Source organism: Streptomyces millisiae, assembly GCF_031845425.1.
GTDB classification, from domain to species: Bacteria; Actinomycetota; Actinomycetes; order Streptomycetales; family Streptomycetaceae; genus Streptomyces; species Streptomyces millisiae.
Genome location: NZ_JAVREM010000008.1, coordinates 96,384 through 121,374 on the forward strand (window position 1 = coordinate 96,384; position 24,991 = coordinate 121,374).

Annotated in this window: 25 protein-coding genes and 1 riboswitch; of the genes, 15 read left to right on the forward strand and 10 right to left on the reverse strand. The window is 73.3% G+C overall.

Annotation, left to right across the window (positions count from 1 at the left end; translation table 11 throughout):
- Positions 1-43: 43 nt before the first annotated feature.
- Both RNC47_RS10440 and RNC47_RS10445 read left to right on the forward strand, forming a co-directional pair.
- Positions 44-2,044 (forward strand): serine/threonine-protein kinase, encoded by a 2,001-nt coding sequence (locus RNC47_RS10440; RefSeq protein WP_311597627.1) that lies wholly within the window; start codon positions 44-46, stop codon positions 2,042-2,044.
- Between the two features lie 419 nt (positions 2,045-2,463).
- The gene (locus tag RNC47_RS10445; protein ID WP_311597628.1) at positions 2,464-2,970 is read left to right on the forward strand and encodes a GtrA family protein; all 507 of its coding nucleotides are present in this window, start codon (positions 2,464-2,466) and stop codon (positions 2,968-2,970) included.
- 16 nt (positions 2,971-2,986) lie between these two features.
- Here the strand turns inward: RNC47_RS10445 and RNC47_RS10450 are convergent, their stop codons facing one another.
- Complete coding sequence (locus RNC47_RS10450; RefSeq protein ID WP_311597629.1) at positions 2,987-3,643, reverse strand: MOSC domain-containing protein; 657 nt, start codon at positions 3,641-3,643, stop codon at positions 2,987-2,989.
- A gap of 124 nt (positions 3,644-3,767) precedes the next feature.
- Between RNC47_RS10450 and RNC47_RS10455 the strand changes: the two genes are divergently transcribed.
- The 3 genes from RNC47_RS10455 to RNC47_RS10465 are packed head-to-tail and all read left to right on the forward strand — an operon-like array spanning position 3,768 to position 5,662.
- Positions 3,768-4,517 carry a hypothetical protein gene (locus RNC47_RS10455; protein ID WP_311597630.1) on the forward strand — a complete coding sequence of 250 codons (750 nt, stop codon included), beginning with the start codon at positions 3,768-3,770 and terminating at the stop codon, positions 4,515-4,517.
- Between the two features lie 40 nt (positions 4,518-4,557).
- The gene (locus tag RNC47_RS10460; RefSeq protein WP_311597631.1) at positions 4,558-5,037 is read left to right on the forward strand and encodes a hypothetical protein; all 480 of its coding nucleotides are present in this window, start codon (positions 4,558-4,560) and stop codon (positions 5,035-5,037) included.
- 10 nt (positions 5,038-5,047) lie between these two features.
- Positions 5,048-5,662 carry a class I SAM-dependent methyltransferase gene (locus tag RNC47_RS10465; RefSeq protein WP_311597632.1) on the forward strand — a complete coding sequence of 205 codons (615 nt, stop codon included), beginning with the start codon at positions 5,048-5,050 and terminating at the stop codon, positions 5,660-5,662.
- Between the two features lie 10 nt (positions 5,663-5,672).
- Here RNC47_RS10465 and RNC47_RS10470 read toward each other — a convergent pair whose 3' ends face one another.
- Positions 5,673-6,110 carry a RidA family protein gene (locus RNC47_RS10470; protein ID WP_311597633.1) on the reverse strand — a complete coding sequence of 146 codons (438 nt, stop codon included), beginning with the start codon at positions 6,108-6,110 and terminating at the stop codon, positions 5,673-5,675.
- A 65-nt stretch (positions 6,111-6,175) separates the two neighbouring features.
- On the opposite strand from RNC47_RS10470, the gene RNC47_RS10475 reads away from it, so the two are divergent.
- Positions 6,176-6,664, forward strand: a complete 489-nt coding sequence (locus RNC47_RS10475) for a MarR family winged helix-turn-helix transcriptional regulator (RefSeq protein WP_311597634.1) — start codon at positions 6,176-6,178, stop codon at positions 6,662-6,664.
- 3 nt (positions 6,665-6,667) lie between these two features.
- Here the strand turns inward: RNC47_RS10475 and RNC47_RS10480 are convergent, their stop codons facing one another.
- A complete protein-coding gene (locus tag RNC47_RS10480; RefSeq protein ID WP_311597635.1) occupies positions 6,668-7,330 on the reverse strand; it encodes a hypothetical protein in 663 nt (220 codons plus the stop codon).
- Between the two features lie 263 nt (positions 7,331-7,593).
- Here RNC47_RS10480 and RNC47_RS10485 point away from each other — a divergent pair, with 263 nt between their 5' ends.
- Positions 7,594-7,887 carry a hypothetical protein gene (locus RNC47_RS10485; RefSeq protein WP_311597636.1) on the forward strand — a complete coding sequence of 98 codons (294 nt, stop codon included), beginning with the start codon at positions 7,594-7,596 and terminating at the stop codon, positions 7,885-7,887.
- Between the two features lie 248 nt (positions 7,888-8,135).
- Here RNC47_RS10485 and RNC47_RS10490 read toward each other — a convergent pair whose 3' ends face one another.
- Positions 8,136-8,540 carry a type II toxin-antitoxin system PemK/MazF family toxin gene (locus RNC47_RS10490; RefSeq protein WP_311597637.1) on the reverse strand — a complete coding sequence of 135 codons (405 nt, stop codon included), beginning with the start codon at positions 8,538-8,540 and terminating at the stop codon, positions 8,136-8,138.
- Positions 8,541-8,816: 276 nt separating this feature from the next.
- On the opposite strand from RNC47_RS10490, the gene RNC47_RS37605 reads away from it, so the two are divergent.
- Together RNC47_RS37605 and RNC47_RS10500 are read left to right on the forward strand one after the other, a co-directional pair.
- Positions 8,817-9,134 (forward strand): hypothetical protein, encoded by a 318-nt coding sequence (locus tag RNC47_RS37605; RefSeq protein WP_394814750.1) that lies wholly within the window; start codon positions 8,817-8,819, stop codon positions 9,132-9,134.
- Between the two features lie 392 nt (positions 9,135-9,526).
- Positions 9,527-10,390 carry an alpha/beta fold hydrolase gene (locus RNC47_RS10500; protein WP_311597638.1) on the forward strand — a complete coding sequence of 288 codons (864 nt, stop codon included), beginning with the start codon at positions 9,527-9,529 and terminating at the stop codon, positions 10,388-10,390.
- Positions 10,391-10,440: 50 nt separating this feature from the next.
- Here RNC47_RS10500 and RNC47_RS10505 read toward each other — a convergent pair whose 3' ends face one another.
- The 5 genes from RNC47_RS10505 to RNC47_RS10525 form a co-directional block, all read right to left on the reverse strand.
- On the reverse strand, positions 10,441-10,776 hold the full coding sequence (locus tag RNC47_RS10505) for a hypothetical protein (protein ID WP_311597639.1): 336 nt from the start codon (positions 10,774-10,776) through the stop codon (positions 10,441-10,443).
- A gap of 75 nt (positions 10,777-10,851) precedes the next feature.
- The gene (locus RNC47_RS10510) at positions 10,852-11,874 is read right to left on the reverse strand and encodes an ABC transporter substrate-binding protein (protein WP_311597640.1); all 1,023 of its coding nucleotides are present in this window, start codon (positions 11,872-11,874) and stop codon (positions 10,852-10,854) included.
- Positions 11,871-12,686: an ABC transporter ATP-binding protein gene (locus RNC47_RS10515; RefSeq protein ID WP_311597641.1), complete on the reverse strand. Its 816-nt coding sequence runs from the start codon at positions 12,684-12,686 to the stop codon at positions 11,871-11,873. Before RNC47_RS10515 ends, RNC47_RS10510 begins: the two co-directional genes overlap by 4 nt.
- Positions 12,686-13,798: a FecCD family ABC transporter permease gene (locus RNC47_RS10520; protein WP_394814751.1), complete on the reverse strand. Its 1,113-nt coding sequence runs from the start codon at positions 13,796-13,798 to the stop codon at positions 12,686-12,688. Before RNC47_RS10520 ends, RNC47_RS10515 begins: the two co-directional genes overlap by 1 nt.
- Before the next feature lie 34 nt (positions 13,799-13,832).
- On the reverse strand, positions 13,833-15,071 hold the full coding sequence (locus RNC47_RS10525; RefSeq protein WP_311597644.1) for an MFS transporter: 1,239 nt from the start codon (positions 15,069-15,071) through the stop codon (positions 13,833-13,835).
- Between the two features lie 200 nt (positions 15,072-15,271).
- Here RNC47_RS10525 and RNC47_RS10530 point away from each other — a divergent pair, with 200 nt between their 5' ends.
- From RNC47_RS10530 to RNC47_RS10545, 4 genes are all read left to right on the forward strand, one after another.
- Positions 15,272-16,063, forward strand: coding sequence for a Rossmann-like domain-containing protein (locus tag RNC47_RS10530; protein WP_311597734.1), 792 nt, complete (start codon positions 15,272-15,274; stop codon positions 16,061-16,063).
- Complete coding sequence (locus tag RNC47_RS10535) at positions 16,060-17,085, forward strand: GHMP family kinase ATP-binding protein (protein ID WP_311597645.1); 1,026 nt, start codon at positions 16,060-16,062, stop codon at positions 17,083-17,085. The genes RNC47_RS10530 and RNC47_RS10535 overlap by 4 nt, the downstream gene beginning before the upstream one ends.
- A complete protein-coding gene (locus RNC47_RS10540) occupies positions 17,006-18,028 on the forward strand; it encodes a pyridoxal-phosphate dependent enzyme (protein WP_311597647.1) in 1,023 nt (340 codons plus the stop codon). The genes RNC47_RS10535 and RNC47_RS10540 overlap by 80 nt, the downstream gene beginning before the upstream one ends.
- Before the next feature lie 114 nt (positions 18,029-18,142).
- Entirely contained in the window at positions 18,143-19,312 is a 1,170-nt protein-coding gene (locus RNC47_RS10545; protein WP_311597649.1) for a PLP-dependent cysteine synthase family protein, read from the forward strand.
- A gap of 53 nt (positions 19,313-19,365) precedes the next feature.
- On the opposite strand, the gene RNC47_RS10550 is transcribed toward RNC47_RS10545, so the two are convergent.
- A complete protein-coding gene (locus RNC47_RS10550) occupies positions 19,366-20,616 on the reverse strand; it encodes a phosphatidylserine decarboxylase (RefSeq protein ID WP_311597651.1) in 1,251 nt (416 codons plus the stop codon).
- 190 nt (positions 20,617-20,806) lie between these two features.
- Positions 20,807-21,004: riboswitch (cobalamin riboswitch) on the forward strand.
- Between the two features lie 175 nt (positions 21,005-21,179).
- On the opposite strand from RNC47_RS10550, the gene metE reads away from it, so the two are divergent.
- Positions 21,180-23,498, forward strand: coding sequence for a 5-methyltetrahydropteroyltriglutamate--homocysteine S-methyltransferase (metE, locus tag RNC47_RS10555; RefSeq protein WP_311597653.1), 2,319 nt, complete (start codon positions 21,180-21,182; stop codon positions 23,496-23,498).
- A 156-nt stretch (positions 23,499-23,654) separates the two neighbouring features.
- Positions 23,655-24,965: a glycoside hydrolase family 30 beta sandwich domain-containing protein gene (locus RNC47_RS10560; RefSeq protein ID WP_311597655.1), complete on the forward strand. Its 1,311-nt coding sequence runs from the start codon at positions 23,655-23,657 to the stop codon at positions 24,963-24,965.
- Positions 24,966-24,991 lie beyond the last annotated feature (26 nt).

Below are 24,991 nucleotides of genomic sequence, written 5' to 3' on the forward strand. Positions count from 1 at the left end.
TGATCGGGCACGTTCGACGTGGCATCGCGTAGGGGGAACGGCAATGGAGGCGTTGCATCCGGGGGACCCGTCGGTCATCGGTCCCTACCGGTTGATGGCGCGGCTGGGCGAGGGCGGCATGGGCCGCGTGTTCCTGGGCAGGTCGCCCGGCGGGCGGACCGTCGCGGTCAAGGTCGTGCACCGCGACCTGGCGCTGGAGCCCCACTTCAGGCGGCGGTTCCGCGCCGAGATCGAGGCCGCGCGGCGGGTCAGCGCCCAGTGGACGGCGCCGGTGCTCGACCACGACATCGAGTCGGACGTCCCCTGGGTCGCCACGGGCTACGTCGACGGCGCGTCACTGCGGGAGGTCGTGGACACGCTGCACGGGCCGCTGCCCGAGCGGACCGTGTGGGCGCTGGCCCACGGCCTGTCGAACGCGCTGCTCAGCGTCCACGGCAGCGGACTGATCCACCGTGACCTGAAGCCGTCGAACGTGATGGTGACCGTGGACGGGCCGAAGGTCATCGACTTCGGCATCGCGCGCGCGGTGGGCGCCACCGCGCTGACGCAGACGGGCAGGGGGCCCGGCTCCCCCGGGTACATGCCGCCCGAGCAGATCAGGGGCGAGGAACTCACGGGCGCGGTCGACGTGTTCGCCCTGGGCACGGTGCTGGCCTACGCGGCGACCGGGATGCCGCCCTTCTCGTGGGACGGGGCCGAGCACCACACCGTGATGTACCGGGTGCTGCACGAGGCGCCCCACCTCGGCCCCGAGGACGGTCCCCTGACGGGCGACCTGCGGACCATCGTGCTCCACTGCCTGGCCAAGGACGCGGCGCAGCGGCTGCCGCTCTCCGGGCTCCCGGCGTTCGCCAGGAAGCGCGCCGGCGACGCGTACTGGCTGCCGGCGGAGCTCACGGCGCTGCTGGCGCGGGCGTCGACGCGCCTGCACGACTTCGAGAGCCCGGGGGTCGACCGGCCGGAGGGGGTCTGGGGGCGACAGCCGCCTTCGCCCCGGAACCTGCTGTCCTCTCGCGGGCCCGAGTCATCGTTCCCGCCGGGCTCGGTCGTGGCAGGGACCACACTGGACCCGGCGGATGCCTGGCGCACCGGGACGCCGGAGCCGCCCCCCATGCCCGAGACGCCCCCCATGGCCCAACCGGTGGCACGACGCCCGCGCCGGGGACGCCTCGCGCTGGCCGCCGTGTCCACGGCCGTGACGCTGTCGCTGACCGGCTGGCTGCTCGTGACCAACCTGGGGGACGACGGCGACGACCAGCAGGCCACCAGCGGCCAGAGCGAGAACGCGTGGGCGGGCGGCCAACTCACCGTGCACGCCAACGAGACGCACGAGCCGCTCCTCTTCATCGACGACGAGAGCGGCGAGCCGGTCGGCTTCGAGGTCGACCTCGTCGAGGCGATCGGCGAGCGCCTGGGCATGTCCGTCACCCTGGAGCTCGCCGACGGCAGTGAGGCCGCCGCGCGGGCCGCCGTTCAGCAGGTCAGCGACACCGCGGCGCACATCGCGGTGGGCAACCTCGTGGACGACGAGCAGCAACGCGAGGCGCTGGGCGTCGACTTCGTCAACCACATCATGGACGGCTGGTCCGTCATGAGCCCCGACCCGGAGCGTTCCGGAGACCTCGACGACCTGTGCGGGACCCGGGTCACCCTCTACGACGGGGACGACACCCCGCAGGCGGAGGCGGTGACCGAGCACACCGCCGACTGCCCGACGCCGGCCGAACTCGTGCCGGTCGGCACCAGGGACGAGATGGCGGAGGCGATCGAGGCGGGCGAGGCCGACGTGGCGGTGATGGTCTACACGCAGGCCGCCTACTACGCCGCCGCCGACAACCCGGACGCCGGGCTGAGCGTCAGCTTCGACCGCGGATCGCGGGGCGCCCGGGGCATCGCGATCCCGGCCGGACAGGTCGAGTTGCGCGGTGCCGTCTTCGACGCGCTGGGCGAGCTGATGCGCGACGGCACCTACGCGGAACTGCTCGCGCGCTGGGACATCGAGGAGGCGGCCATGGAGGCCCCGGACGTCAATCTGGGCAGCTGACCGCCGCGGCCGGGCACGACGAGGCGACCTGCCGGCGCCACCGCCCCCGGCGCCCCATGGACCGCGCGGCGGACGCGGCGCCCCACAGCTGCGGCGACACGATGGCACCTCTATAACGCCACCATGCGCCAGCATGCGCCAAAAGTCATCGCCCGTGGGACCACGGGCGCGGGCACCCGCCTCCGGCGGCGACCGGAGCGCGCCACACCCTTGACCCACCCGACGGCCACACCACCCCGCTGACCTGCGTCTTCACCCGTCCCACCACCACATCGCACCACAGGCGACCCAGCCGACGCAGCAATATGGCTCGCCATAGCGCCACACATGTGCCATGATGGCGCCATCGAGAGCGCACCCGTTGCCCCGCAGGTCGGCGCGGCCCGCGCTCCGCGGAGACCATCGAAGGGGTCGGGACCATGGAGTCAGCACGGAGCCAACAGCAGGCGGCCCCCGGCGCGCTCGCCGCCTTCGCCCGCTTCGTGCTCTGCGGCGGCGGCGTGGGCCTCGCCTCCAGCCTCGCCGTGGCGGCCCTCGCCTCCTGGATCCCCTGGGTCCTGGCCAACGCCCTGATCACCGTGGTCTCCACCCTCCTCGCCACCGAGCTGCACGCCCGCTTCACCTTCGGCGCGGGTGGGCGCGCGACCTGGCGCCAGCACGCCCAGTCGGCCGGCTCCGCGGCGGCCGCCTACGCGCTGACCTCCGTGGCGATGCTCGTCCTGCACCAGCTGGTGGCGGCGCCGGGCGCGCTGCTCGAACAGGTCGTCTACCTGTCCGCCTCCGCGCTCGCCGGTGTCGCGCGGTTCGTGGTGCTACGCCTCGTCGTCTTCGCCCGGAACCGCTCGCGGGCCACGGCCACCGTCCGCGCCGCCCACCCGGTGCGCGCCACCCCCGCCGACCCGGCGTCGCTCTGCCAGGCCGCCTGAGTGCCGGCCCGGCGCGTCACCGCCGCTTCCCGGTCCTTCTGCCCACCAGCTCCCTGATCTCCTCCGGCAGCGCGTCGGCCGCCGACAGCCGCGGCAGCAGCTCCGGTTCGAGCGTGGTCGCGCGGAAGGTGACGGCCACGGTCACGCCGTGGTCCGGCCGGTGCGTGATCTCGACCGGGTCGTCGGCCCGGATCTCCCCCGGCTCCACCACCCGCAGATAGGCGCCCGGCAGCGCCGCCCGCGTGAACCGCTTGATCCAGCCCTCCTGCCGCAGCCACCCCTGGAACGTCCCGCACGGGACCCTCGGGCACGACACCTCCAGCACCACGTCAGGACCTATCCGCCACCGCTCGCCGATCAGTGCGCCGTTGACGTCGACCCCCAGGGTCGTCAGGTTCTCGCCGAACGTGCCGTTGCCGAGCGGCTCGCCCAACTCGGCCTGCCACGTGTCGAGATCCTCGCGGGCGTACGCGTACACCGCCTGGTCGTCACCGCCGTGGTGCGCCACGTCGTACACCCGGTCCCCCGCGAGGCCGACCGCCCCCGTGCCCTTGGGCCCCGGCGCGCTCACCGCGACCGGTCCCGCCACGGGACGCTTGTCGATGCCCGTCGCCCCGAGTCCCTTCCACGGATTGGACCGGGGCCTGCCGATGTTGACCGAGAGCAGCTTCATGCCGGCGACGGTACGGACCGCCCACCGGCGCGTCGACCGGATTTCGGCGGCCCGGACCGGCACCGAATGTGATGATCCGCCAGGAGACCGCATCACCGACGGCTCTGCGAAGGGAACAGCACCCGTGGCGCACCCGAACCTGGACGACGTGTTGGACGAGCTCTACGGCCTCGCCCCCGAGGACTTCACCGTCCGCCGCGACGCGGCCGCCGCCAGCGCCCGCCGGGCCGGCGACCGGGAACTGGCCCGGCGCGTCAAGGCCCTCCGCCGGCCGACGCTCGCCGCCTGGGCCAGCAACCTCCTGGTCCGCGCCCACGCCGACGAGAAGGAGCGGTTCCTCGCCCTGGGCGAGGCGCTGCGGCGGGCCCAGGAGCAGCTCGACGCCGACCGGCTCCGCGAACTGCTCGCGCAGCGGCACGCGTTGGTCGCCGCGCTCGCCGAGCAGGCCGCGGACGCGGCCGCCGAGGCGGGACACCGCCTCGGCGAGGCGGCCCGCCGGGACGTCGAGGGGACCCTGCTGGCCGCGCTCGCCGACCCGGAGGCCGCCCGCGCCTGGAGCGCGGGCCACCTCACCCATCCGCTGCACGCCCCGGCCGACCTGCCCACCATCACGTCCGAGGGCGCCACCACCACCCGCCGGAGACGGAAGCCCGACCAGGCGGCGCGCCGCGCGGCCGAGCGCGAGGCCGAACGCACGGCCGCGCGTGAGGCCGAACGCGAGGCCCGCGCCCGCCGGGCCGCGCGCGAGGCCGCCGAGAAACGCCTCGCCGAGGCCCGGCGCCACGTCGACGAGTTGTCGACGGCGCTCGACCGCGCCAGGGAGGATCTCCGCCAGGCCGAGCGCGAGGCCGAGGCCGCCGCCCGCGAGGGGTGACTACCATCACCGCAACGACCAGCAGGGGGGACACGACGCCATGTGGGCGAGCATCGTCGCGGTACTCGGCACCCTCGCCGGCACGGTGCTCGGCGTCCTCTCCCAACAACACCTGGACCGCCGGGCCCGTGCCGAGCGCCACCGCGACGAACTGGCCGACAAGGTCCGCCAGTTGCTCAAGGCCATAGTCCTCTACCGGGAACTGCACTGGCTGCTGGTCGCGGACATCAGGGACGGCCGGGCGGAGACCCGCGAGGACCGCGCCGCCCGCTACCGCGCCCGCTCGGAGGTCACCGACGCCCGGGACGCGCTGGCCCTCGTCACCACCGACCGCGACCTGATCGAGCGCGCCGAGGCGGCCGCCTGGGCCGCCATCGACCTGTCGGACATCGAACTCGGCCCGGTCACGGAAGGCGGGTTCACCCCGGACGTCGAGACCGCCCTGACCGCCGCCCGCGACCGGACCAGGGCCACCCACAACGCCCTGGTCCGGGCCGCCAGGGCCTACCGACGGCGGTGAGAATGGCCCCATGACGGCGAAGCACGACAGGCAGAACGACAGGCGGTGGAACCACAACATCCACTACCACCCCCGCGTCCTCCAGGCGATCCCCGACGGCGCCCGCCGCGCCCTCGACGTCGGCTGCGGCGAGGGCATGCTCGCCCGCGAGATCCGCCGGACCGTGCCGCACGTCACCGGCATCGACCTGCACGCCCCCAGCATCGACGAGGCCCGCGCCCACCACGACGACATCGACTACGTCCTCGGCGACTTCCTCACCCACCCCTTCGAACCCGCCTCGTTCGACGTCATCGCCTCCGTGGCCACCCTGCACCACATGGACGCCGCCACCGGCCTCACCCGCATGCGCGAACTGCTGCGCCCGGGCGGCGTCCTCGCGATCGTCGGCCTCGCCCGCGACACCCTCCCCAAGGACCTGCCGCACGTCCTCGCCGGCGTCGTCGGCAACGCGGCCCACCGCGCCGCGAAAGGCCACTGGCACCACCCCTCCCCCACCGTCTGGCCCCCGCCGGCGACCTACCGGGAGATGCGGGCCCTGGCCGCCGACCTCCTCCCCGGCTCCCGCTACCGCCGCCACCTCCTGTTCCGGTACACCCTCATCTGGCGCCGGCCACCGGCCTGAGCGGCGCGGCTCACGCGCCGCGCCCGACGACGGCGGTGACCCGGATCTCGACGCGCATCCCGGGCGCGCCGAGCGCCGGCACCCCGATCTCGGTCCAGATCGGCGCGCGGTCGCCCATGCGCCGGCGGAACTGCTCCACCATGACGCGGTTGTGGTCCTCGCCGATGAACCCGGCGGAAGCCGGCACGTGGTAGGAGTTCACGGCGACGACGTCCCGCCAGCCGGCGCCGGCCTCGGCCAGCGTGCGTTCGACGTTGTCGAAGGCCCGGACGATCTCCTCCTCCAGGTCCTCGGGGAAGACGAAGTCGTCGTCCCATCCCCCCTGGCCCGAGGTCTCGACGCGGTCACCCGTCCGGACCGCCTGGCTGTAGTGCATGGCGGCGAGCTGCCGCTCACCGTAGCCGGGCGTGACGAAGAACTCGGGACTGGACTCATTGACTTCAACCATGAAGCGAACCTACCACGCAATGACTTCACATGTGAAGTGATTCGATCGCTTGGTAGGCTGCCCCCATGGCCGCCGCCCCCGCCCCCCAGGACCCGGACGAGGCCCCCTGGCTCACCCCGGACGAGAAGGACGCCTGGACCGGCCTGGTCTCCCTCGTCCTGCTGCTGCCCGGCCGCCTCGAGTCGCCACTGCACCGCGAGGCCGGCCTGACGCTCTTCGAGTACCTGACCCTCAGCCACATCTCGGAGGCACCCGACCGCCGCCTGCGGATGAGCGAGCTGGCCTACCTCGCGAACGGCTCGCTCTCCCGCCTGTCCAACGTCGTCAAGCGCTTCGAACAGCGCGGCTGGGTCGAGCGCTCCCCCGACCCCGAGGACGGCCGCTTCACCATCGCCGCCCTCACCGACGCCGGCTTCGAGGTGGTCGTCGCCGCCGCCCCCGTCCACGTCCGCTCGGTGCGGCAGCTCGTGCTCGACCCCCTCACCGCCGCCGACCAGCGGGCCCTGGCCCGCATCGCCGCCAAGCTCCGGACCCGCCCCGTCGACCTGGCCTGACGCTCAGCCCGGCAGATACGGGCCGAAGTGCTCCGCGACGACCTCCGCGACACCGGCGGCGTCCCGCGAACCGTCGACCTCCACCACCCGAACCCCCAACCGCCGCGCCACACGCACCGCGTCCGCCGCGACGAGCTCGTCCCGAGCGAGCCGGTTGGCCTGCGCCCGCGCCGGATCACTGACCCGATGGCCGACCGCCCCCGCCCGCGGCAACTCACGCACCTGCCGCCACCGGAACCCGTCCGTCGGCACCATGACGACCATCCGCCGCGGCGAGTCGACGATCGGCACCACCAACTCGGGCCGCAGCCCCCACCCCTCGGCGATGATCGGCCGCCCCGAGACGAGCGCCCGCAGATCGTCCAACGCCCACTCGAACCGCTCAGGAAAACCGGCCAACGTCTCGGCGGCCATCTCCTCCGGCGTCCTGCGCACCCACACGTCATCCACCCCCGGCCCCCCGACCGGCTCCCCCCGCGCCACCCGCCCCGCGACCCGCCGATCCTCGTGCGCCCGGGCGTCCTGGTAGTCGTAGTGATAGACGGTCACGCCATACCGAACGGCCAACAACCGCGCCACGGTCGACTTCCCGGCCCACTGCCCACCCCCGATCCACAGCGCGTTCCCCAACGTCCCGAAGGGATCCCACACTTCGCCGCTCGTCACCCGCCCAGCCCTCCACCTCGCGAACGCACCCACCGCCCACCACCACCCCATCCTGCGGGATACCCGCACGAGCGCGGCAAGGCACCACGACCCCTTAGCGGATGAGCGGGGCCATGCGGCTTCCTCGGCATGGGGGTCTCCGACTATCGGAGTGAGGATCGTTTCACTATTCACCGTTTCGGGTGAAGTGCAGATTCACGACGTCAGATCTTGGACACCCATCATTGCGATCCGCATCGGTCTCGCACTCATGGAGGTTGACCATGCGACGTGCCGCAATCCTGTTGGCGTCAGTCGCCGTGGCCGGAGCAGTGGCGATGGCTCAATCCACTTCGGCGCTGGCAGCGCAAGGCACATTGACTCTTGTTCCCCAGTCCTACCAGAATCCATCGGGGTGCTACAACGCCACCATTTCTCCGCTCATCGTCATCAACAATACGGACCAGACGGCTACTGTCCACAGCAGTCCTGATTGCAGCGGCGACGTGGTCGGTGAAGTAGCCGCAGGAGGAGCGTCGGGAACGTTCGAATTCGGCGCAAGCGTCTCCATTCCCTGACGTCACAGTCAGCGAATGACAGGCCCGGTCGAATCTGACGATCGGGCCTACCAGCGGGCAGACTCCCCCGCACCGCCCGACGCAACGGCGCCTATGCGCGGCCTCGGCCTCGCACTCGATACAACCCGCATTCATCCCTTCGCGGTCTCATACTCCAGCCGTGGATCGTGATCTTGTTGCTGGAGTGCGGTGGAGAGGGGGCCGCCGCCGGTCGTCGACGAGATCGAGCTGGTCAGCAGAGGCGTCCGCTACTCGAGTCCTCCGAGACGGCGGGCATTTTTGATCTCGTGGAACCTGGCAGCCGTCATCGGCGTCCACTCCCTCCTCTGTTCAGCGGCACGAAGGGCTTCCCCGACCTCGCTGAGCTTCGCGGAGGACAACACGCCCACCCGCTCGATCAGGTCGTCCCGGGCCACGGTGGTCAGCCAGGTGCAAGGAGTAAAGCCCGGACGCGGGAACGCGAACCGCAGCACGCCTTCGAAGGGCAGTCCCTCCAGGGCGCCTATCGCCACTTCAACGCCCAGGCCGCTCATGTCGACGCCCGCTGGAGCAACGACCTGCATCGCCTGGAACTCGGATGACTCCTCGTCCGACAGCAGCACGACCGGGCGTCGCTCGTCGAAGTCGACCCACCACACTTCGCCGCGTTGCATGTGTCCTCCTGGCACGAGACGGCGGGCGAACGCTGCGTGTCCCAAGCGGAATACGCAAGGGACACGGCCCCGTCTTCGCACGCCGTGACCGAGGGGGTGGTGAAGACGGATGCGACCGCCCATGATCACCGGCGTGCGAAGACTGAAGATCATGCGGTGGCCACGGGTCACAGCGTAGACCCTGCCCCTGCCCGCTGGCAGGAGACGTTCGAGGCCCTGATGTCCCGAATAGCAGGCCGGTTCGCACGGGGTTGAACCCGGCGCGGGGTGGGGGACTTGGTGCTGGCACTGCTTTCGGACCTGCCGCGCACGAACGGCATGCAACACCTGCTCGGCCTGGCCCAGTGGGATGCCGACACCGTGCGCGACGATGCCCGCGAATGCGTCGTCGCGCACCTCCCCGACGAGGACGCGGTGCCGGTCCCCCGCTACGCGGGTTCATCATCGAACTGCCGGAAGACCGTCGCCCCCGGCCAGCCTGACCACCTCAACCACGTACCACTCGTTGGCCGCGCCTCGACGCCACGGTACCGTCACGATCGCAGAGCAAGGCCAGCGTTGGTCACCGCAAGCGCCACGAGTCAACCCGACTAAATGCGGGAGGGCTCCTCGCGCTATGACGTCACTGGTCAGCAAGGGTGGTCCCCGCACCCGCGGGGGTGGTCCCAGGCGCTGCATCGCCGCTTCGGCGGGTGCCGTGTGGTCCCCGCACCCGCGGGGTTGGTCCGCCGGACGCCAGGCCGTTTGCCTTGAGTCCCCGCGCCCCGCGGAATCATTCGATGGCGCTGGGCGCCGTCGGAGTGGACCGCACGTCGTCCCGCACGCCCCGGTCGCGCCCGGGGGCACCGGGCGTCAGCCCTCGATGACGCGTTGACCGCTCCCACCGCTCCGGCCGAGGCGCAGCGGACGGGACCAAGTCGTTGACGCCGCTTGAACGGCTCGTGGCCGGGCACTCGGGCGGGGCGCCGGGAAGGGAGCGTGGCGGCATGGTGGAGTGGCGGCTCAGCGGGAGCTATCGAAGCGGCAGTGGGACGGTTCGTTGGGAGCGGTTCGGGGAGTCTGGTGCCGAGCCGGTGGTGCTGCTGCACGGCACGCCGTTCTCGTCGTTCGTGTGGCGTGGGGTCGCCCGTGGGTTGGCCGGGCGGTACGCCACATATGTATGGGACATGCCCGGGTACGGGGTGTCGGAGAAGGCCGCCGGCCAGGATCTGTCGCTCGCCGCGCTCGGTGAGGTCTTCGCCGGTCTGCTCGATCACTGGGGAGTGACGCGGCCTCGTGTGGTGGCGCACGATTCGGGTGGGGCCGTCGCGTTGGGTGCCCATCTGCTGCATGGTGTCGAGTACCGGCGGTTGGCGCTGGTGGACGCCGTGACGGTCGCGCCGTGGGGCAGTCCGTTCTTCCGGGAGGTCGGCGAGAGCACGGACGTGCTGGCCCGGCTTCCGGCGGGGCCGCACGAGGCCCTGCTTCGCGCGTATGTGAGCACGGCCAGTGGGCCGGGTCTGCGGCCGGAGGTCATGGAGGCGCTGGTCCGGCCGTGGCTCGGCGAGGAGGGGCAGGCGGCGTTCTACCGGCAGTTGGCGGCGCGGCGGCGGGACAAGGAGTACACCGATGTCCTGGAGCGCCGCTACGAGCGCGTCGTCGTGCCCACGCTCGCGTGCTGGGGCGCCGAGGACAGCTGGGTCCCCGTGGAGCGGGGGAGGGAGTTCGTCTCCCGGGTCCGCGGCGCCCGGCTGCACGTCGTCCCTGACGCCGGGCACCTCACGCCGGAGGACGGCCCGGCCGAACTCGCGGCGGTCCTGGCCACGTTCCTGGCGGGCGACGACGCCTACCAGGTGACCGGTAGGGCTTGAGCGGGGCGGCCACCGGGTCGTCCCGGCCGTCGAACGCGAGGAACGCGGCGTCAGCGGGCGAACCGCCGCGCGCGGTCCCGGGCCCATTCCACGGCCTTGGCCACCTGATCGCCCGCGACGGGCGCGCCGGGCATCCGGCTCAGGCGCTCCAGCTGGTCGGCGAAGCGCAGGTGCTCTCGGTGCGCGTGTTCCCGGCAGGGGAGACAGGTGACGCTTTCCGGACGGGGAGAGGTCATCGCGTAAGGGGCCTGAATCCCGCAACCGGTGGTGACGACACTCGGCGCGTCGGGTACGCGGCCCAGCGTCGACGCGATCGCGCCGCGGAAGGCGGCGCCGGCCTGCATCACCTTCCGCTCGACGTGGATGTGCGGATCCGTTTCGCTCATCTCCGCCCTCGCCTCCGACCGAGCCGTCCCACGATCAGGCTAAGGCGTCGGCCACTCGGTCGCTCGGCCGCGTGGCTACGACAGGTCGAGGTCCGCGGTGCGCAGGTATGCGGCGAAGCCTTCGGCGCCGTCGACGATGCGGGGGCCGCTGATGGCCTCGTTGTAGTCGAGGACGTAGAAGTTGCCGTCGCGGACGGCGGGGAGTTCGGCGGTGATGGGAGAGGTCCGCAGGAACTCGATCTTCTCCTCGACGGGTTGGTCCTCGTAGTCGACGACCACGATCACCTCCGGTTCGGCCTCCACCACGGACTCCCAACTGACCGTGGTCCAGCGGTCGGTGAGGTCGGCGAAGACGTTCTCGCCGCCGGCGATGTCGATGATCTCGTGGGGCGGGGCCTGGTTGCCGGAGGTGAAGGGCTGGTCGGTGCCGGAGTCGTAGACGAAGACGCGGGGCGGGCGCCCTTCGGGCGCCTGGTCCGCCACGGCGGCGACCCGGTCGCGGAGTTCGGTGACGACCTGCGCGGCCCGCTCCTCGACGCCGAAGATCCGGCCGAGGAGTTCCAGGTCCCGGTACAGGCCCTCGAAGGGGGTGAACTCGGCGGGGTGGCCCGGGTAGTTGTAGCAGGTCTCGCTGTGCATGAAGCTCTGGATGCCGAGGCCGTCGAGTATCTCGGGGGTGATGCCGCGCTCGTCGCTGAAGCCGGATCGCCAGCCGGCGACGACGAGGTCGGCCTCGGCGTCGACGACGAGTTCGCGGTTGAGCAGGTCGTCGCTGAGCATCTCGACCCGGGCGTACTCCTCGGCCCAGGGTGACTCCTCGACGGGCGGGTTCGCCGGCGGCATGACGTAGCCGTGGACGTGGTCGGTCAGGCCGAGGGCGAACAGCTTGTCGGCGCTGCCGCCCTCGTAGACCACGGCGCGTTCGGGTCTCCGGTACTCGACGTCCTCGCCGCAGCGCGGCACCGTCACGGTCTCGGCCTGGCCCTCGCCATCGGCCGCCGGCTCGACCTCCGCGCCGCAGGCGGGCAGCAGCAGGGCGGCGGCGAGGAGGGGTGGAACGGCGAGCCGGGCACGGCGGGTTCGGGTGCGGGTGGTCATGGGCGTCCTTCCAGGGAGTGCAGGGAGTACAGGAGTTGGGGGGCGCCGGTCAGCGGGTGCGGGACGACGGTGGCGTCGACGCCGAACACCTCGCGCACCAGCTCCGGGGTGAGGACGTCGCCTGGCGTGCCGGCGGCGACGAGCGTGCCGTCGGCCAGGACGCCGACGCGGTCGCAGACGGCGGCGGCCAGGTTGAGGTCGTGCAGCACCACCAGCACCGTGGCCCCGGTGCGGCGCAGCAGCGACAGGAGCTGTATCTGGTGGCGGATGTCCAGGTGGTTGGTGGGCTCGTCGAGGACCAGGACGGCGGGTTCCTGGACGAGGGCGCGGGCGGCGAGTACGCGTTGGCGTTCGCCGCCGGAGAGGGTGAGCACGCCGCGGTCGGCCAGGTGGAGGACGTCCAGGTCGGCCATGGCGCGGCGGCAGAGGTCGCGTTCCCGGGCGTCGAGCGGCTGGTTGCCGCGCAGGTGCGGGGTGCGGCCGAGGGCGACGATCTCCCAGGCGGTGAAGTCGAGTTCGGTGCCGTTCTCCTGGGTGAGGGCGGCGACGGACCGGGCGCTCTCGCGGCGGGGCAGGGTCAGCAGGTCGCGGTCGTCGAGCCGGACGGCGCCGCCGGTGGGGGCGAGGGCCCGGTAGACGCAGCGCAGGGCGGTGGACTTGCCGCTGCCGTTCGGCCCGACGAGGCCGGTGACGCGTCCGGCGCCGGCCTCCAGGGAGAGGTCGCGCACCAGGGCCCGGCCGTCGATGGTGACGCGCAGGGCGTCGAGTCGCAGGCGAGCCGGGCGAGTCGGGGGAGTCGGGTGCCCGGTCATCAGCGGCCTCCGAAGAGGTAGCCGCGGCGCCGCATCAGGGCGACGAAGACGGGGACGCCGACGAGCGCGGTGACGACGCCGATGGGCAGTTCCCGGGGCGCGGCCAGCGTCCTGGCCACCAGGTCGGCCCAGACGACGAACACGGCGCCGACGAGCGGGGCGAGCACCAGGACGCGGGCGTGGGTGGCCCCGACGAGGATGCGGACCAGGTGGGGGATGACGAGGCCGACGAAGCCGATGGCGCCGCTGACCGCGACCATGGCGCCGGTCATCAGGGCGGTCAGCGCGAACAGCGCCCGGCGTACCGCGGCGCCGTCGACGCCCAGGCTGGCGGCGGTCTCGTCGCCGAGCGCCATGGCGTCGAGCGGGCGGGCGAAGCGGTGCAGCGCGAGGGTGCCGAGGAGGACGATCGCGGCGACCACGGGCAGCGATCCCCAGGTGGCGGCGCCGAAGCCGCCGAAGGTCCAGAACAGCACGGTGTGGGTGGCCTCGCCGTCGGGCACGAGGTAGACCAGCACGCTCATCACGGCCTGGAAGCCGTGGGCCAGGGCGATCCCGGTGAGCACGAGGCGCAGCGGGGTCAGGCCGGCGCGGCTGCGGGCGGCGGTGTGGACCAGGACGGCGGCGGCGAGCGCGCCGGCGAAGGCGCCGGCGGAGAGGGCGTAGATCCCGAGCGAGGAGAAGGCGCCGAAGACGGTGACCGACACGGCGCCGACGGAGGCGCCGGATGAGACGCCGAGGACGAACGGGTCGGCCAGCGCGTTGCGGACCAGCGCCTGTACGGCGACGCCGACCACGCTCAGTCCGGCGCCGACCGTGGCGGCCAGCAGCACGCGGGGGGTGCGGACCTGCCAGACGATCTGGTACCTGGTCAGCTCGTCGGCCGGGATCGGGCCGCCGGTCAGCGCCGCCCACAGGTAGCGGGCCGTGTCGGCGGGCGGGACGACGGCGGAGCCGAGGCCGATGGCGAGGACGACGGAGCCGAGCAGCGCGGCGGACAGCAGGAGGACCGGCAGCAGGAGACCGCGGCCGGCCGCCACGGCTCGGGGTCTCGGGGGCGGGGTGTCGACGGGCGGCGGCGCACCGCCGACCGAAGTGTTAATGGAAACCATTTGCAATAAGAGTGACAGTGCGCCGGCGGTTCCGTCAACGGGCGGAGAAGCGCCGGGCGCTGGGGACGAGCGCGGCGGCGGCCGGGGCGAGGAAGCAGACGGCGGCGCAGACCGCGAGCACGGGCCCCGGACCGAAGGCGTCGGCCGCCGGGGCGATCAGCGCCAGACCGACGGGCGCGAGGCCGTAGGAGACCAGGAAGTCGAGCGCGGAGACGCGCGCCAACAGCCGCGGCTCGACCTCCCGTTGGGTCGCGGTGAACCAGGGCACGTTGAACAGCTCGATGCCCACGCCGGCGAGCGCGTAGGCGGCCACCACCAGGGCCGCGGGCACCGGCAGCCACAGGCTGAGCGGCGCCAGGCCGTAGGCGGCCAGGCCCGCGAGGGCCGCCCAGCCGGCGGACCTCGGGTGCCAGCGCGCGACCACCAGGGCGCCGAGCAGCGCGCCCGCCGTGTAGGCGGTGGTCGCGGCGACCAGCACCGCCTCGACGCCGTAGCGGTCGCGGCTGACCAGCGGCAGCAGCACCCCGGTCGCCGAGTAGCCGGTGGTGATGACGGCGGCCAGCGCGCCGAGCCCGGCGAGGAACCAGGGGTGCCGCCTGGCCTCCCGCACCCCGTCGACGAACTCGGTGACGAAGCCGGTCCGTTCACCGGGAACGGGGGCGGGGGCATGCTGGCCGCGCGGCGGGAGCGCGGCCGCGGCGAGCCACAGCAGGCCCATGCCGAGCAGCAGCGTGGGGACGCTGAGGAAGGCGGCGAGCAGGGCCGCGAGCCCGGGTCCGGTCAGCGTGGTGACCCGCACGGACAACGTCAGGGCGGCGTTGGCCCGTTGCCGGAGCGGCGCGGCCACCACCTCCGCCGTCAGCGCCTGGAAGGCCGGCCGGCAGGCGCCCTGGCCGGCGCCGATCACGACGCCGGCCAGCGCCATCACCGGCACCGAACGTCCCACGCCGGCCGCCAGCACGGGGCTGGCGAGGCCGGCGGCGAGCCCGGCCCACCACACCACCGCCCGGCGCGAGTAGCGGTCGGCGAGCACCCCGCCGACGACCACGGCGACGAGGAAGCCGGCCGTGCGCGTCGCCAGCACGAGGCCGAGGGCAGCGGCCGTGACGGTGCCGTCCAGCAGGGCGAGCCCCAGCACGAACGGCATCGCCCAGGTGGCGAGCCCCGACGCGGTGCTGCCCGCCCACAGGCGCAGGAAGGCCGGGTCGCGCAGCGGCGACCGCGACTCCGGGACGGGGGCGGCTGCGACGATCTGCGTCGACGGTCCGGACACGGCGGTCCCCTCCTCAACTCGGGTGGCACGACAGCCTAGACGAAAATGACAATCATTTGTAATACTCCCCGGGGTCATCACCGGTGCGCCCATCGCTACCTGAGGGAGATTCCGTGCCACACACGGCGACCGACCCCGCGTTCGTCGACCGACATCCCACACCACCGCCGACCGTCCCGCGCCCCACGACCGTCGAGGAGCTGGTGACCGCCGCGCTGGCGGGCACGGCGGGACCCGACCCGGCGGCGATCGTCGCCACCAGCGTGTTCTGGCTCCACCACGGCACCCGGCTGGCCGGCGGGGACACCACCTACCTCAACCAGTACCTGCTGGTGCGCTGCGGCCGGTCGTTCGGCGCCTGCGCCGTCGAGGACGGCGAGACCGACCCGGCGCTGTGCCGCGCCTACTCGGGGCGGCCGCTCGCCGCGCTGCTCGGCGACGACGCCCCACGCCCCCTCCGGCTCGCGGCGCTCGACGCCCTGCTGGCGGAGGCCGCGCCGCACCGGGAGGCCGCCGCCGAGCCGGTCACCCTGCCGGCCGGCACCCCGGAGGAGCGGGCCAGGGCCCGCGACGCCGCCATCGCCGGACTGCTGGACATCGCCCCGGGCGCCCGGGTCGCCCTGATCGGGGTCGTCAACCCGCTGCTGGCCGCCATCCGGGACCGCGGCGGGGTGCCGCTCCCCTGCGACCTCAACCTCCGCGCCACCCAGTGGGGCGAGCCCGTCACCGACTCCATGGCCGAGGTGCTCGACGCCGCCGACGCCGTCGTCGCCACCGGCATGACCCTCGGCAACGGCACCTTCGACACCATCCTGGGCCGCTGTCGGGAACGCGGACTGCCGCTCGTCGTCTACGCGCAGAGCGGCAGCGCCGTCGCCCGCGCGTTCCTCGGCGCCGGCGTCTCCGCCCTGTCCGCCGAGCCGTTCCCGTTCTCGCAGTTCAGCGCCGAGCCGACGGTGCTGTACCGGTACCGCGCCACGGTGCCGGGATGACCGCCGACGCCACCGGCACCGGCCAGGCGGCCTGCCACCACGGGGAGATCCTCCAGGGCGTCTTCCGCGACCGCCACGGGCGGATGTGCCCCGGCCTGGTCACCCTGCCCGTGCCGCCGGAGACCGGTCTCGGCTGCCACGCCGAGTTCACCCGCCACCCGGCGGGCGACCCCGACGACCTCACGGTCGACCCGCCCGACCGCGCCAAGGCCCTGCGCGCGGCACGCCTCGCCGCGGCCGAGTGCGCCCGCCGGGCCGGCCGCTCCCCCGGCGCCGGACGGCTGCGGCTGAGCGGGACCATCCCGGTGGGGCTCGGCATGGGCTCGTCCACCGGCGACGTCATCGCCGCCATCCGCGCGGTCGCCGCCAGCCACCGCGTCAGCCTCGCCCCGCACGAGATCGCGCGGCTGGCCGTCACCGCCGAGGGCGCCTCCGACCCCCTGATGCTGGCCGACCGCCCGGTGCTCTTCGCCCAACGCGCGGGCCGCGTCCTGGAGGTCCTCGGCCCCGCCCTGCCGCCGGCCGTGGTGGTCGGCTGCGCCACCGGCGGCGGCCGCCCCGTCGACACCCTCTCCCTGCCCGCCGACGCCTACCGCGACCGGGACCTGGCCGCCTTCGAGCGGTTACGCGCCCTGCTGCGCCGCGCCGTCGCCACCGCCGACACCGCGCTGCTCGGCCGCGTCTGCACCGCCAGCGCCACCCGCCACCAGCGGCTGCTCCCCAAGGAGGAGCTGCCGGCACTCGTCGCCGTCGCCGCCGAGACCGGGGCGGCCGGCGTCCAGGTCGCGCACAGCGGCAACGTGGCCGGGCTGCTGTTCGACCCGGCCCGCCCCGGCCTGGCCCGACGACTCGACCGCTGCGTCGAAGCCCTGCGACGCCTCGGCCTCCCCGTCCTCATGACGTTCACGACCCGTCAGACCCACGACGAGAGAGTGAGCCACCATGTACGACCACGTCGCCGACGCGATCGGCGCCCCGGACCTGATACGCCTCGAACCCGGCCTCGTCTGCCTGCGCTTTGAGACGATGAAGGTCGTCTCCGCGCTCGCCGCCGTCCGCCACCTCCTCGACCACGGCGTCGTACGGCCCGGCGACACCCTGCTCGACAGTTCGAGCGGCATCTACGCCTACGCCCTCGCGCTCGCCTGCCACCGCCACGACCTGCGCTGCCACATCGTCGGCTCCACCACCGTCGACCGGACGCTGCGCACCCAACTCACCATCCTCGGCGCCCGCCTCGAACAGATGGCGCCGAGCGCGGACCTCAAGCTCGACCAGAGCCGCCGCGTCGCGCGGGTGCGGGAGATCCTCGCCGCCCACCCCGACTACCACTGGATGCGCCAGTACCACGACGACATCCACTACCTCGGCTACCGCGCCGTCGCCGAACGGGTCGTCAAGGAGACCGGCGGCCAGGCCGTCACGCTCGTCGGCGGCGTCGGCTCCGGCGCCTCCAGCGGGGCGCTCGCCGCCTACCTGCGGGAGCACGCCCCGGACACCACGCTGGTCGGCGTCCAGCCGTTCGGCAGCGTCACCTTCGGCAGCGAGCACGTGGCCGACCCCGAGATCATCATCGCCGGCATCGGCAGCTCCATCCCGTTCGGCAACGTCGACCACCGCCGCTACGACGTCATCCACTGGACGTCCTTCGGGGCGGCGCTGGCCGGCAGCGTCGACCTGCTGCGCCGACACGCCGTGTTCGCCGGGCTCTCCACCGGCGCCGCCTACCTCGCCGCCCGCTGGGAACACCGCGCCCGCCCCGACCGCACCGTCGTGTTCGTCGCCGCCGACACCGGACACCGCTACGCCGACTCGGTCTTCGCCCGGCACCGGGAGGCCGCCCCCGTCGACGACCTCGCGCCCCGCCAGGTCACCAGCCCACGCGAACTGGCCCTGCCCTGGTGCCGCATGCGCTGGGCCGGCTCCCCCGCCCCCGCGGCCGCCGCCGTTGCGCCGAAGCGGTGAACCGGCCGTGCCCTGAGGCGTCGGGTGCCGGGCGGACGGTCGGCGGGCCGCCGATCATGGGCGGGCGCCGACCAGTCGGCGGCGCGGGGTCGGATCGGACGACGGAGGCCGCCGGTGACATTGGTCGAGCGCACCACGGAGAAGCCCCAGCTGGTCGAGCGCGACGACGAGTCGGACGTCTACCCGGACGACCGGCGGTGGGTCGTCGACTGCGTCCAGCGCATCCGCGGCGACCTCGCCCCCGTGGCGACGGAGTTGACCGAGATCCCGCTGCCGCCGCGGCTCAACGGGCTGCGGCTGTACGTCAAGCGGGAGGCCGACCAGCCGTCCGGCAGCCACAAGCACCGCCTCGCGGCGGCGCTGCTCGTCCACGCCCTGGTCAGCGGCTGGCTGACCAGGGGCCGGCCGGTGGTGGAGGCGTCCAGCGGCTCGACCGCCATCTCCGAGGCCTGGTACTGCCAGCGGCTCGGCATCCCCTTCTACGCGGTGGTGCCCGACAACACCAGCCGGGAGAAGAAGGCGGCCATCGCGGAACTCGGCGGCACCGTCGTCCCCGTCTCCGGCGACATCGTCGCCTACGCCCGCCGGGTCGCGAACCGGTACGGCGGCCACTTCCTCGACCAGTTCAGCTACGCCGAACGCGCCTACGACTGGCGCGGCGACGAGGGGCTCGGGCCCGAACTGCTGCGCGCCGTGCCCGACCTGGACTGGTTCGTGATGGGCGCCGGCACCGGCGGCACCGCCACCTCCGTCGCCCGGCACGCCCGCTACACCGGCAGCGAGCTGCGGGTGTGCGTGCCCGATCCCGAGCACTCGGCGTACTTCGACGGCTGGTACTGGCGCGACCCGACGATCACCGACCGGGGCTCGCACATCGAGGGCATCGGCCGGCCCAGGGTCGAGGCGTCCTTCGTGCCCTCGACCGTCAACCGCATGATCCGGGTCCACGACGCCGCCTCGGTGGCCACCATGCGAGTCCTCCACGAGCGGCGGGAGTGGGGGATCTCCCCCGGGCCGTCCACCGGGACCGGGGTGTTCGCCGCGATCCGCGTGCTGCTCGGCATGCGTGACCAGGAACAGTCCGGCAGCGTCGCCACCGTGCTGTGCGACGCCGCCAGCCGCTACACCAACGAGTACTACAACGACCAGTGGCTCGCCGACCAGGGCATCGACTACCAGCCCTGGCTGCCGACGATCCGGAACTTCTTCGCCACCGGCGACTGGACGCCGCCCGAGCCCTTCCTGCCCGTCCCCCGGCCCCTCGTCACCCTCTGGAACATGTGACCGGGGCGGAGGCCGCCCGCCCACGACCGGGTGGCCTCCGGGGGCTCCGGCCGTCAGGGCGCCAGCGGCCGGCCGCACCGGGCCCGCGCGTGGCGGGAGCCGGCGAACAGCGTCTCCGTCCTGTCCGTCTGCTCCAGGGTCCCGATGCGCTGCCCCATGCGCAGTTGGAGCGCCGGGAACCTCCCGTACTGGAACAACAGGATGTTCAGCGATCCGCCGTACCTGAAGTTCCCGATCTTCTGCCCCTTCCGCACCCGCACCGGCCGCTCGGGCCGCCGGAACTCCGGCAGGTAGTTCACCGAGGCGATCGAGTTGAGGCCGACGGTCACCATCGCCACGTATGTCTCGTGCTCCCGCCCGCGCGGGTCGGTGAACACGGTCCTGAAGACCAGGTAGCCCCGGCGGAACCGGTCGAACACCTCGTAGTCGAAGCCGTAGCCGACGTTCCCCTTGTTGAGCAGGCCAGGGAAGTTCCGCATGCCGTAGTAGACGCCGCCGACGTCGTCGCGGGCCTCCACCACCTCGCCCGCCACCGGCGCGTGGTACCAGTGGTAGGTGTCGGGCATCAGCACGCAGGACACCGCCGTGCCGCCGGGCCTGACCACCTCGCCCGCCGCGTCCCGCTCCGGGACGAACCTCCGGTAGTGCGGGGAGTCCGCGAGGAGCTGTCGGACGTTCATGGTGACCGTCTTGACGGGGATCGGCGTCTCCTCCGTCAGGTCGTCGACGATCATGTTGATGACGCAGTCGGTCGGGGCGACCACCACGCTGTCGTCGTCCTCGGCGTCGATCGGCCGCCTGGTGTCGTCCCGCAGGTTCCGGGTGAAGAAGTCGTTGAAGCTCCGCCACGGGCCCGGCTCGAAGTCGTCCATCCGGGAGCCGAGTTCCTCCCGCCAGCTGGCGATGAGCAGCTGCCCCCGCTCCCCCTCGTCGTCCATCTGGGCGCCCTGGAGGGCGGTGAAGTCGGCCGTCATCCGCAGCCCGGGTCCGGTGGTCACGAAGACCATGCCGTAGTCGTTCTCGTAGGTGAGCCAGCTGAACTTCTCGATGTGGTGCAGGCCCTCGCTCGGTCTGGTGGTCCACCCCGCCTCGTACCACTCCCGGAAGAAGTCGCACAGGTCCTCGATCGACCTGCCCCGCCAGTCGTACCGCGCCCCGGGCGGCGTGTCCTCCGGGTACGGCACCACGTTCGCGATCGCCGCGTCGTACATGGTCGCGAAGCCGTCGCGGTCCTCGCGGTACCACCGCCTGACCCTGCCGAGGAACTCGTCGAGGGTCTTCGAACAGCTCTCTTCGCCCGTCATCGCTTCTCCCGCTCCTCGGACATCGCACGGCACGACGGATATGTGCCCGCCCCGGCCCCCGGCCAGGGGCAAACCCGGTCGCTTCACCGAAAAGTGGCCGCCTTTCGACGCGTCGATGGGGGCCGCCTCGCCATCCGGATGACGGACGTGACCCGCCGCGTCCCGGTGGCGGCCCGTAGGCTGGCCCACGCAGCTGGTTCGCCCCGTCCGCCAGGCGGGAGGCGTCGCAAGAGGGAACCCGGTGGGAATCCGGGACTGCCCCGCAGCGGTGAGCGGGAACGACCGCCGTCACACGCACTGGGTCCGGGAACCGGGCCTGGGAAGCGACGGCCAGTAGGTGTCCTCCGGTCCGGAGGGCGGGCCCGCGAGTCCGAAGACCTGCCAACTGCCCGCGCCCGGCCACCCGTGCGCGGACATCCCGGTGACCTCGAGGGCGGGTCGGCGACACACCAGGCGGACGGCGGCGCCTCGCGCGCGGGCCCGGGCCCGCCCGGTCACCGTCCCCTTCGCGTCCTCGTCCCGTCGCCGGGATCCCAGGGAACCATCTCGCGAAGGAGAGCTCCGTGACCCCCAAGCCCGCAGCCGCGGCAGCACGGGCCACCGTGTACGGCTACCCCCGACAGGGCCAGGACCGGGAGTTGAAGAAGGCCACCGAGGGCTACTGGAAGGGCCGCGTCACCGCCGACGCCCTCCGGGCCACCGCCGCCGAACTGCGCCGCGCCACCTGGCGGCGGCTGGCCGAGGCCGGCGTCGCCGAGGTCCCCACCGGCGACTTCTCCCACTACGACCACGTGCTGGACACCACCGTCATGGTCGGCGCGATCCCCGACCGGCACCGCGCCGCCTTCGCCGCCGACCCGCTCGACGGCTACTTCGCCATGGCGCGCGGCACCCGGGACGTCGCCCCGCTGGAGATGACCAAGTGGTTCGACACCAACTACCACTACCTGGTCCCCGAACTCGGCCCGGACACCGTGTTCTCCCCCGACTCCGCCAAGCAGGTCGGCGAGCTCGCGGAAGCCCTCGCCCTCGGCCTGACGGCCCGTCCCGTCCTCGTCGGCCCCGTCACCTACCTGCTGCTCGCCAAGCCCGCACCGGGCGCGCCCGCCGACTTCGAGCCGCTGGCCCTGCTGGACCGCCTGCTGCCGGTGTACGCCGAGGTCCTCGCGGACCTGCGGGCGGCCGGCGCCGAGTGGGTGCAGCTGGACGAGCCGGCCCTGGTGCAGGACCGCACCCCGGCCGAGCTTGCCGCCGCCGCCCACGCCTACCAGCGGCTCGGCGCCCTCGCCGACCGGCCGCGGATCCTGGTCGCCTCCTACTTCGACCGGCTCGGCGACGCCCTCCAGGTCCTGGCCCAGGCCCCCGTCGACGGGCTCGCCATGGACTTCACCGGCCCCGCCGCGGCCAACCTGGACGCGCTGGCGGCCGTCGGCGGGCTGCCGGGCAGGCGCCTGGTCGCCGGCGTCGTCGACGGCCGCAACATCTGGATCAACGACCTGTCGAAGTCCCTCACCACCCTCGGCACCCTGCTCGGCCTCGCCGACCGGGTCGACGTCGCCGCCTCCTGCTCCCTGCTGCACGTCCCCCTGGACGCTGCGGCGGAACACGACATCGACCCCCAGATCCTGCGCTGGCTGGCCTTCGCCCGGCAGAAGACCACCGAACTCGTCACCCTCGCCAGGGGCCTGTCCCTCGGCACCGACGCCATCGCGGCCGAACTCGCCGCCAACCGCGCCGACCTGGCCTCCCGCGCCGGCTCCCCCATCACCCGCGACCCGGCCGTCCGGGCCCGCGCCGGCGCGGTGACCGAGGCCGACGCCCGCCGCCCCCACCCCTACCCCGAGCGGGCCACCGCCCAGCGGGCCCGGCTCGGCCTGCCGCTGCTGCCCACGACGACCATCGGCTCCTTCCCGCAGACCGCCGAGCTGCGCGCCGCCCGCGCCGACCTGCGCGCCGGCCGCGTCGACCCGGCCGGCTACGAGGAGCGGGTCAGGGCCGAGATCCGGGAGGTCGTCGCCTTCCAGGAGCAGCTCGGCATCGACGTCCTGGTGCACGGCGAGGCCGAACGCAACGACATGGTCCAGTACTTCGCCGAGCAGCTCACCGGCTACCTCGCCACCCGGCACGGCTGGGTGCAGTCCTACGGCACCCGCTACGTCCGCCCGCCGATCCTGGCCGGCGACGTCTCCCGCCCCGAGCCGATGACGACGCGCTGGACGGCGTACGCCCAGTCCCTCACCCCGCGCCCGGTCAAGGGCATGCTGACCGGCCCGGTGACCATGCTCGCCTGGTCCTTCGTCCGCGACGACCAGCCGCTGGCCGACACCGCGCGCCAGGTCGCCCTCGCCCTGCGCGACGAGGTGGCCGACCTGGAGGCGGCCGGCACCGCGGTGATCCAGGTGGACGAGCCCGCGCTGCGCGAGACCCTGCCGCTGCGGGCCGCCGACCGGGCCGGGTACCTGGCGTGGGCCACCGAGGCGTTCCGGCTCACCACCGGCGGCGTGCGCCCCGACACCCAGATCCACACCCACATGTGCTACGCCGAGTTCGGCGACATCGTGCGGGCCATCGACGACCTCGACGCCGACGTCATCAGCCTGGAGGCGGCCCGCTCCCACATGCAGGTGGCCCGCGAACTCGCCGCGCACGGCTACCCGCGCCAGGCGGGCCCCGGCGTCTACGACATCCACTCCCCGCGCGTGCCGAGCGCCGAGGAGGCCGCCGAACTGCTGCGCACCGGGCTGCGGGCCATCCCGGCCGAACGCCTGTGGGTCAACCCCGACTGCGGCCTGAAGACCCGCGGTTGGCCCGAGACCCGCGCCTCGCTGGAGAACCTGGTACGGGCCGCGCACGCCGTGCGTGCCGAGCTGTCCACGGCCTGACCCGAACCCGCCCGCTGGGGCCGGTCCGCCACGCGACCGGCCCCGGCGGCGTCACCCCGCCGAGCGGGTTGACGGTGACCAGTCAGGCCGTTACGTTGCCAGCGCGTATGGGAGCGCTCCCAAAGTCGTGACCCCGAGCGTTCAGGAGGCGGAACAGTGACGTTACGTCCCAACGAGTCCACCGGAACCGGTCCCGGATCGCCGAGTCGGCGGTCGGTGCTGGCGACGCTGGGCGCCCTGCCGGTCATCGCCACCGCCACGCCGGCCCTGGCGGCGCCCGGGGCACCGATCACGGCGGCGGCCACCGTGGTGGTCGACCCCGCGGCGTCCCGGCAGACCATTCGCGGCTTCGGCGGCATGAACCACACCGTCTGGATCAGCGACCTGACGGCCGCCCAGCGCGACACGGCCTTCGGCAACGGCACCGGGCAGCTGGGCTTCACCGTGCTGCGCGTCCCCGTCCACGAGGACCGCAACAACTGGAGCCGCGAGGTCGCCACCGCCCGCCGCGCCGTCGAACTCGGCGCGACCGTCATCGCCTCGCCCTGGAACCCCCCGGCCAGCATGGTCGAGACCTTCGTGCGCGGCAGCCAGACCGACGCCCGGCGGCTGCGGTACGACAGCTACGCCGCCTACGCCCAGCACCTCAACGACTTCGTCGTCTTCATGCGCAACAACGGCGTCAACCTGTACGCGATCTCGGTGCAGAACGAGCCCGACTACGCGCACGACTGGACCTGGTGGACCCCGACCGAGATGGTCCGCTTCCTGCGCGAGAACGCCGGCTCGATCAGCACCCGGGTCATCGCCCCGGAGTCCTTCCAGTACGTCAAGAGCTTCTCCGACCCCATCCTCAACGACGCCCAGGCGCTGGCGAACATGGACATCCTGGGCGCCCACCTCTACGGCACCCAGTTCCAGAACTTCCCCTACCCGCTCTTCACCCAGCGGGGCGGCGGCAAGGAACTGTGGATGACCGAGGTGTACTACCCCAACAGCAGCGACTCCGCCGACCTCTGGCCACAGGCGCTCGACGTCGGGGAGCACATCCACCGCGCCCTGGTCGACGGCCAGTTCCAGGCGTACGTGTGGTGGTACATCCGCCGCGGCTACGGACCCATGCGGGAGGACGGGCAGATCAGCAAGCGCGGCGCCAACATGGCGCACTTCTCGAAGTTCGTCCGCCCGGGCCACGTCCGCGTCGACGCCACCCCCAGTAGCCAGTCCAGCCTCTACACCTCCGCCTACCGGGGCACCAACGGCCAGGTCGTCATCGTCGCCGTCAACAAGGGGACCTCGGCGGTGAGTCAACCGTTCACCCTCACCAACAACGCCTCCACCCGCGTCTCGTGGTGGTTGACCGACGCCAGCAGGAACCTGGCGCCACAGACCACGCTCACCATGACCAACGGCACCTTCACCGCCCAACTCCCCGCCCGCAGCGTCACCACCTTCGTCACCGGCTGAGGTCCGCCCATCCGGCCGGCGGCCGG

Coding starts and splice junctions, on each gene's coding strand:
- RNC47_RS10510 (WP_311597640.1), bottom strand. CDS start 11,874: ATGACCACCCGCACCCGAACCCGCCGTGCCCGGCTCGCCGTTCCACCC.
- RNC47_RS10450 (WP_311597629.1), bottom strand. CDS start 3,643: ATGAAGCTGCTCTCGGTCAACATCGGCAGGCCCCGGTCCAATCCGTGG.
- RNC47_RS10520 (WP_394814751.1), bottom strand. CDS start 13,798: ATGGTTTCCATTAACACTTCGGTCGGCGGTGCGCCGCCGCCCGTCGAC.
- RNC47_RS10500 (WP_311597638.1), top strand. CDS start 9,527: ATGGTGGAGTGGCGGCTCAGCGGGAGCTATCGAAGCGGCAGTGGGACG.
- RNC47_RS10445 (WP_311597628.1), top strand. CDS start 2,464: ATGGAGTCAGCACGGAGCCAACAGCAGGCGGCCCCCGGCGCGCTCGCC.
- RNC47_RS10440 (WP_311597627.1), top strand. CDS start 44: ATGGAGGCGTTGCATCCGGGGGACCCGTCGGTCATCGGTCCCTACCGG.
- RNC47_RS10475 (WP_311597634.1), top strand. CDS start 6,176: ATGGCCGCCGCCCCCGCCCCCCAGGACCCGGACGAGGCCCCCTGGCTC.
- RNC47_RS10470 (WP_311597633.1), bottom strand. CDS start 6,110: ATGGTTGAAGTCAATGAGTCCAGTCCCGAGTTCTTCGTCACGCCCGGC.
- RNC47_RS10490 (WP_311597637.1), bottom strand. CDS start 8,540: ATGCAACGCGGCGAAGTGTGGTGGGTCGACTTCGACGAGCGACGCCCG.
- RNC47_RS10505 (WP_311597639.1), bottom strand. CDS start 10,776: ATGAGCGAAACGGATCCGCACATCCACGTCGAGCGGAAGGTGATGCAG.
- RNC47_RS10550 (WP_311597651.1), bottom strand. CDS start 20,616: ATGACGGGCGAAGAGAGCTGTTCGAAGACCCTCGACGAGTTCCTCGGC.
- RNC47_RS10465 (WP_311597632.1), top strand. CDS start 5,048: ATGACGGCGAAGCACGACAGGCAGAACGACAGGCGGTGGAACCACAAC.
- RNC47_RS10540 (WP_311597647.1), top strand. CDS start 17,006: ATGTACGACCACGTCGCCGACGCGATCGGCGCCCCGGACCTGATACGC.
- RNC47_RS10535 (WP_311597645.1), top strand. CDS start 16,060: ATGACCGCCGACGCCACCGGCACCGGCCAGGCGGCCTGCCACCACGGG.
- RNC47_RS10460 (WP_311597631.1), top strand. CDS start 4,558: ATGTGGGCGAGCATCGTCGCGGTACTCGGCACCCTCGCCGGCACGGTG.
- RNC47_RS10485 (WP_311597636.1), top strand. CDS start 7,594: ATGCGACGTGCCGCAATCCTGTTGGCGTCAGTCGCCGTGGCCGGAGCA.
- RNC47_RS10515 (WP_311597641.1), bottom strand. CDS start 12,686: ATGACCGGGCACCCGACTCCCCCGACTCGCCCGGCTCGCCTGCGACTC.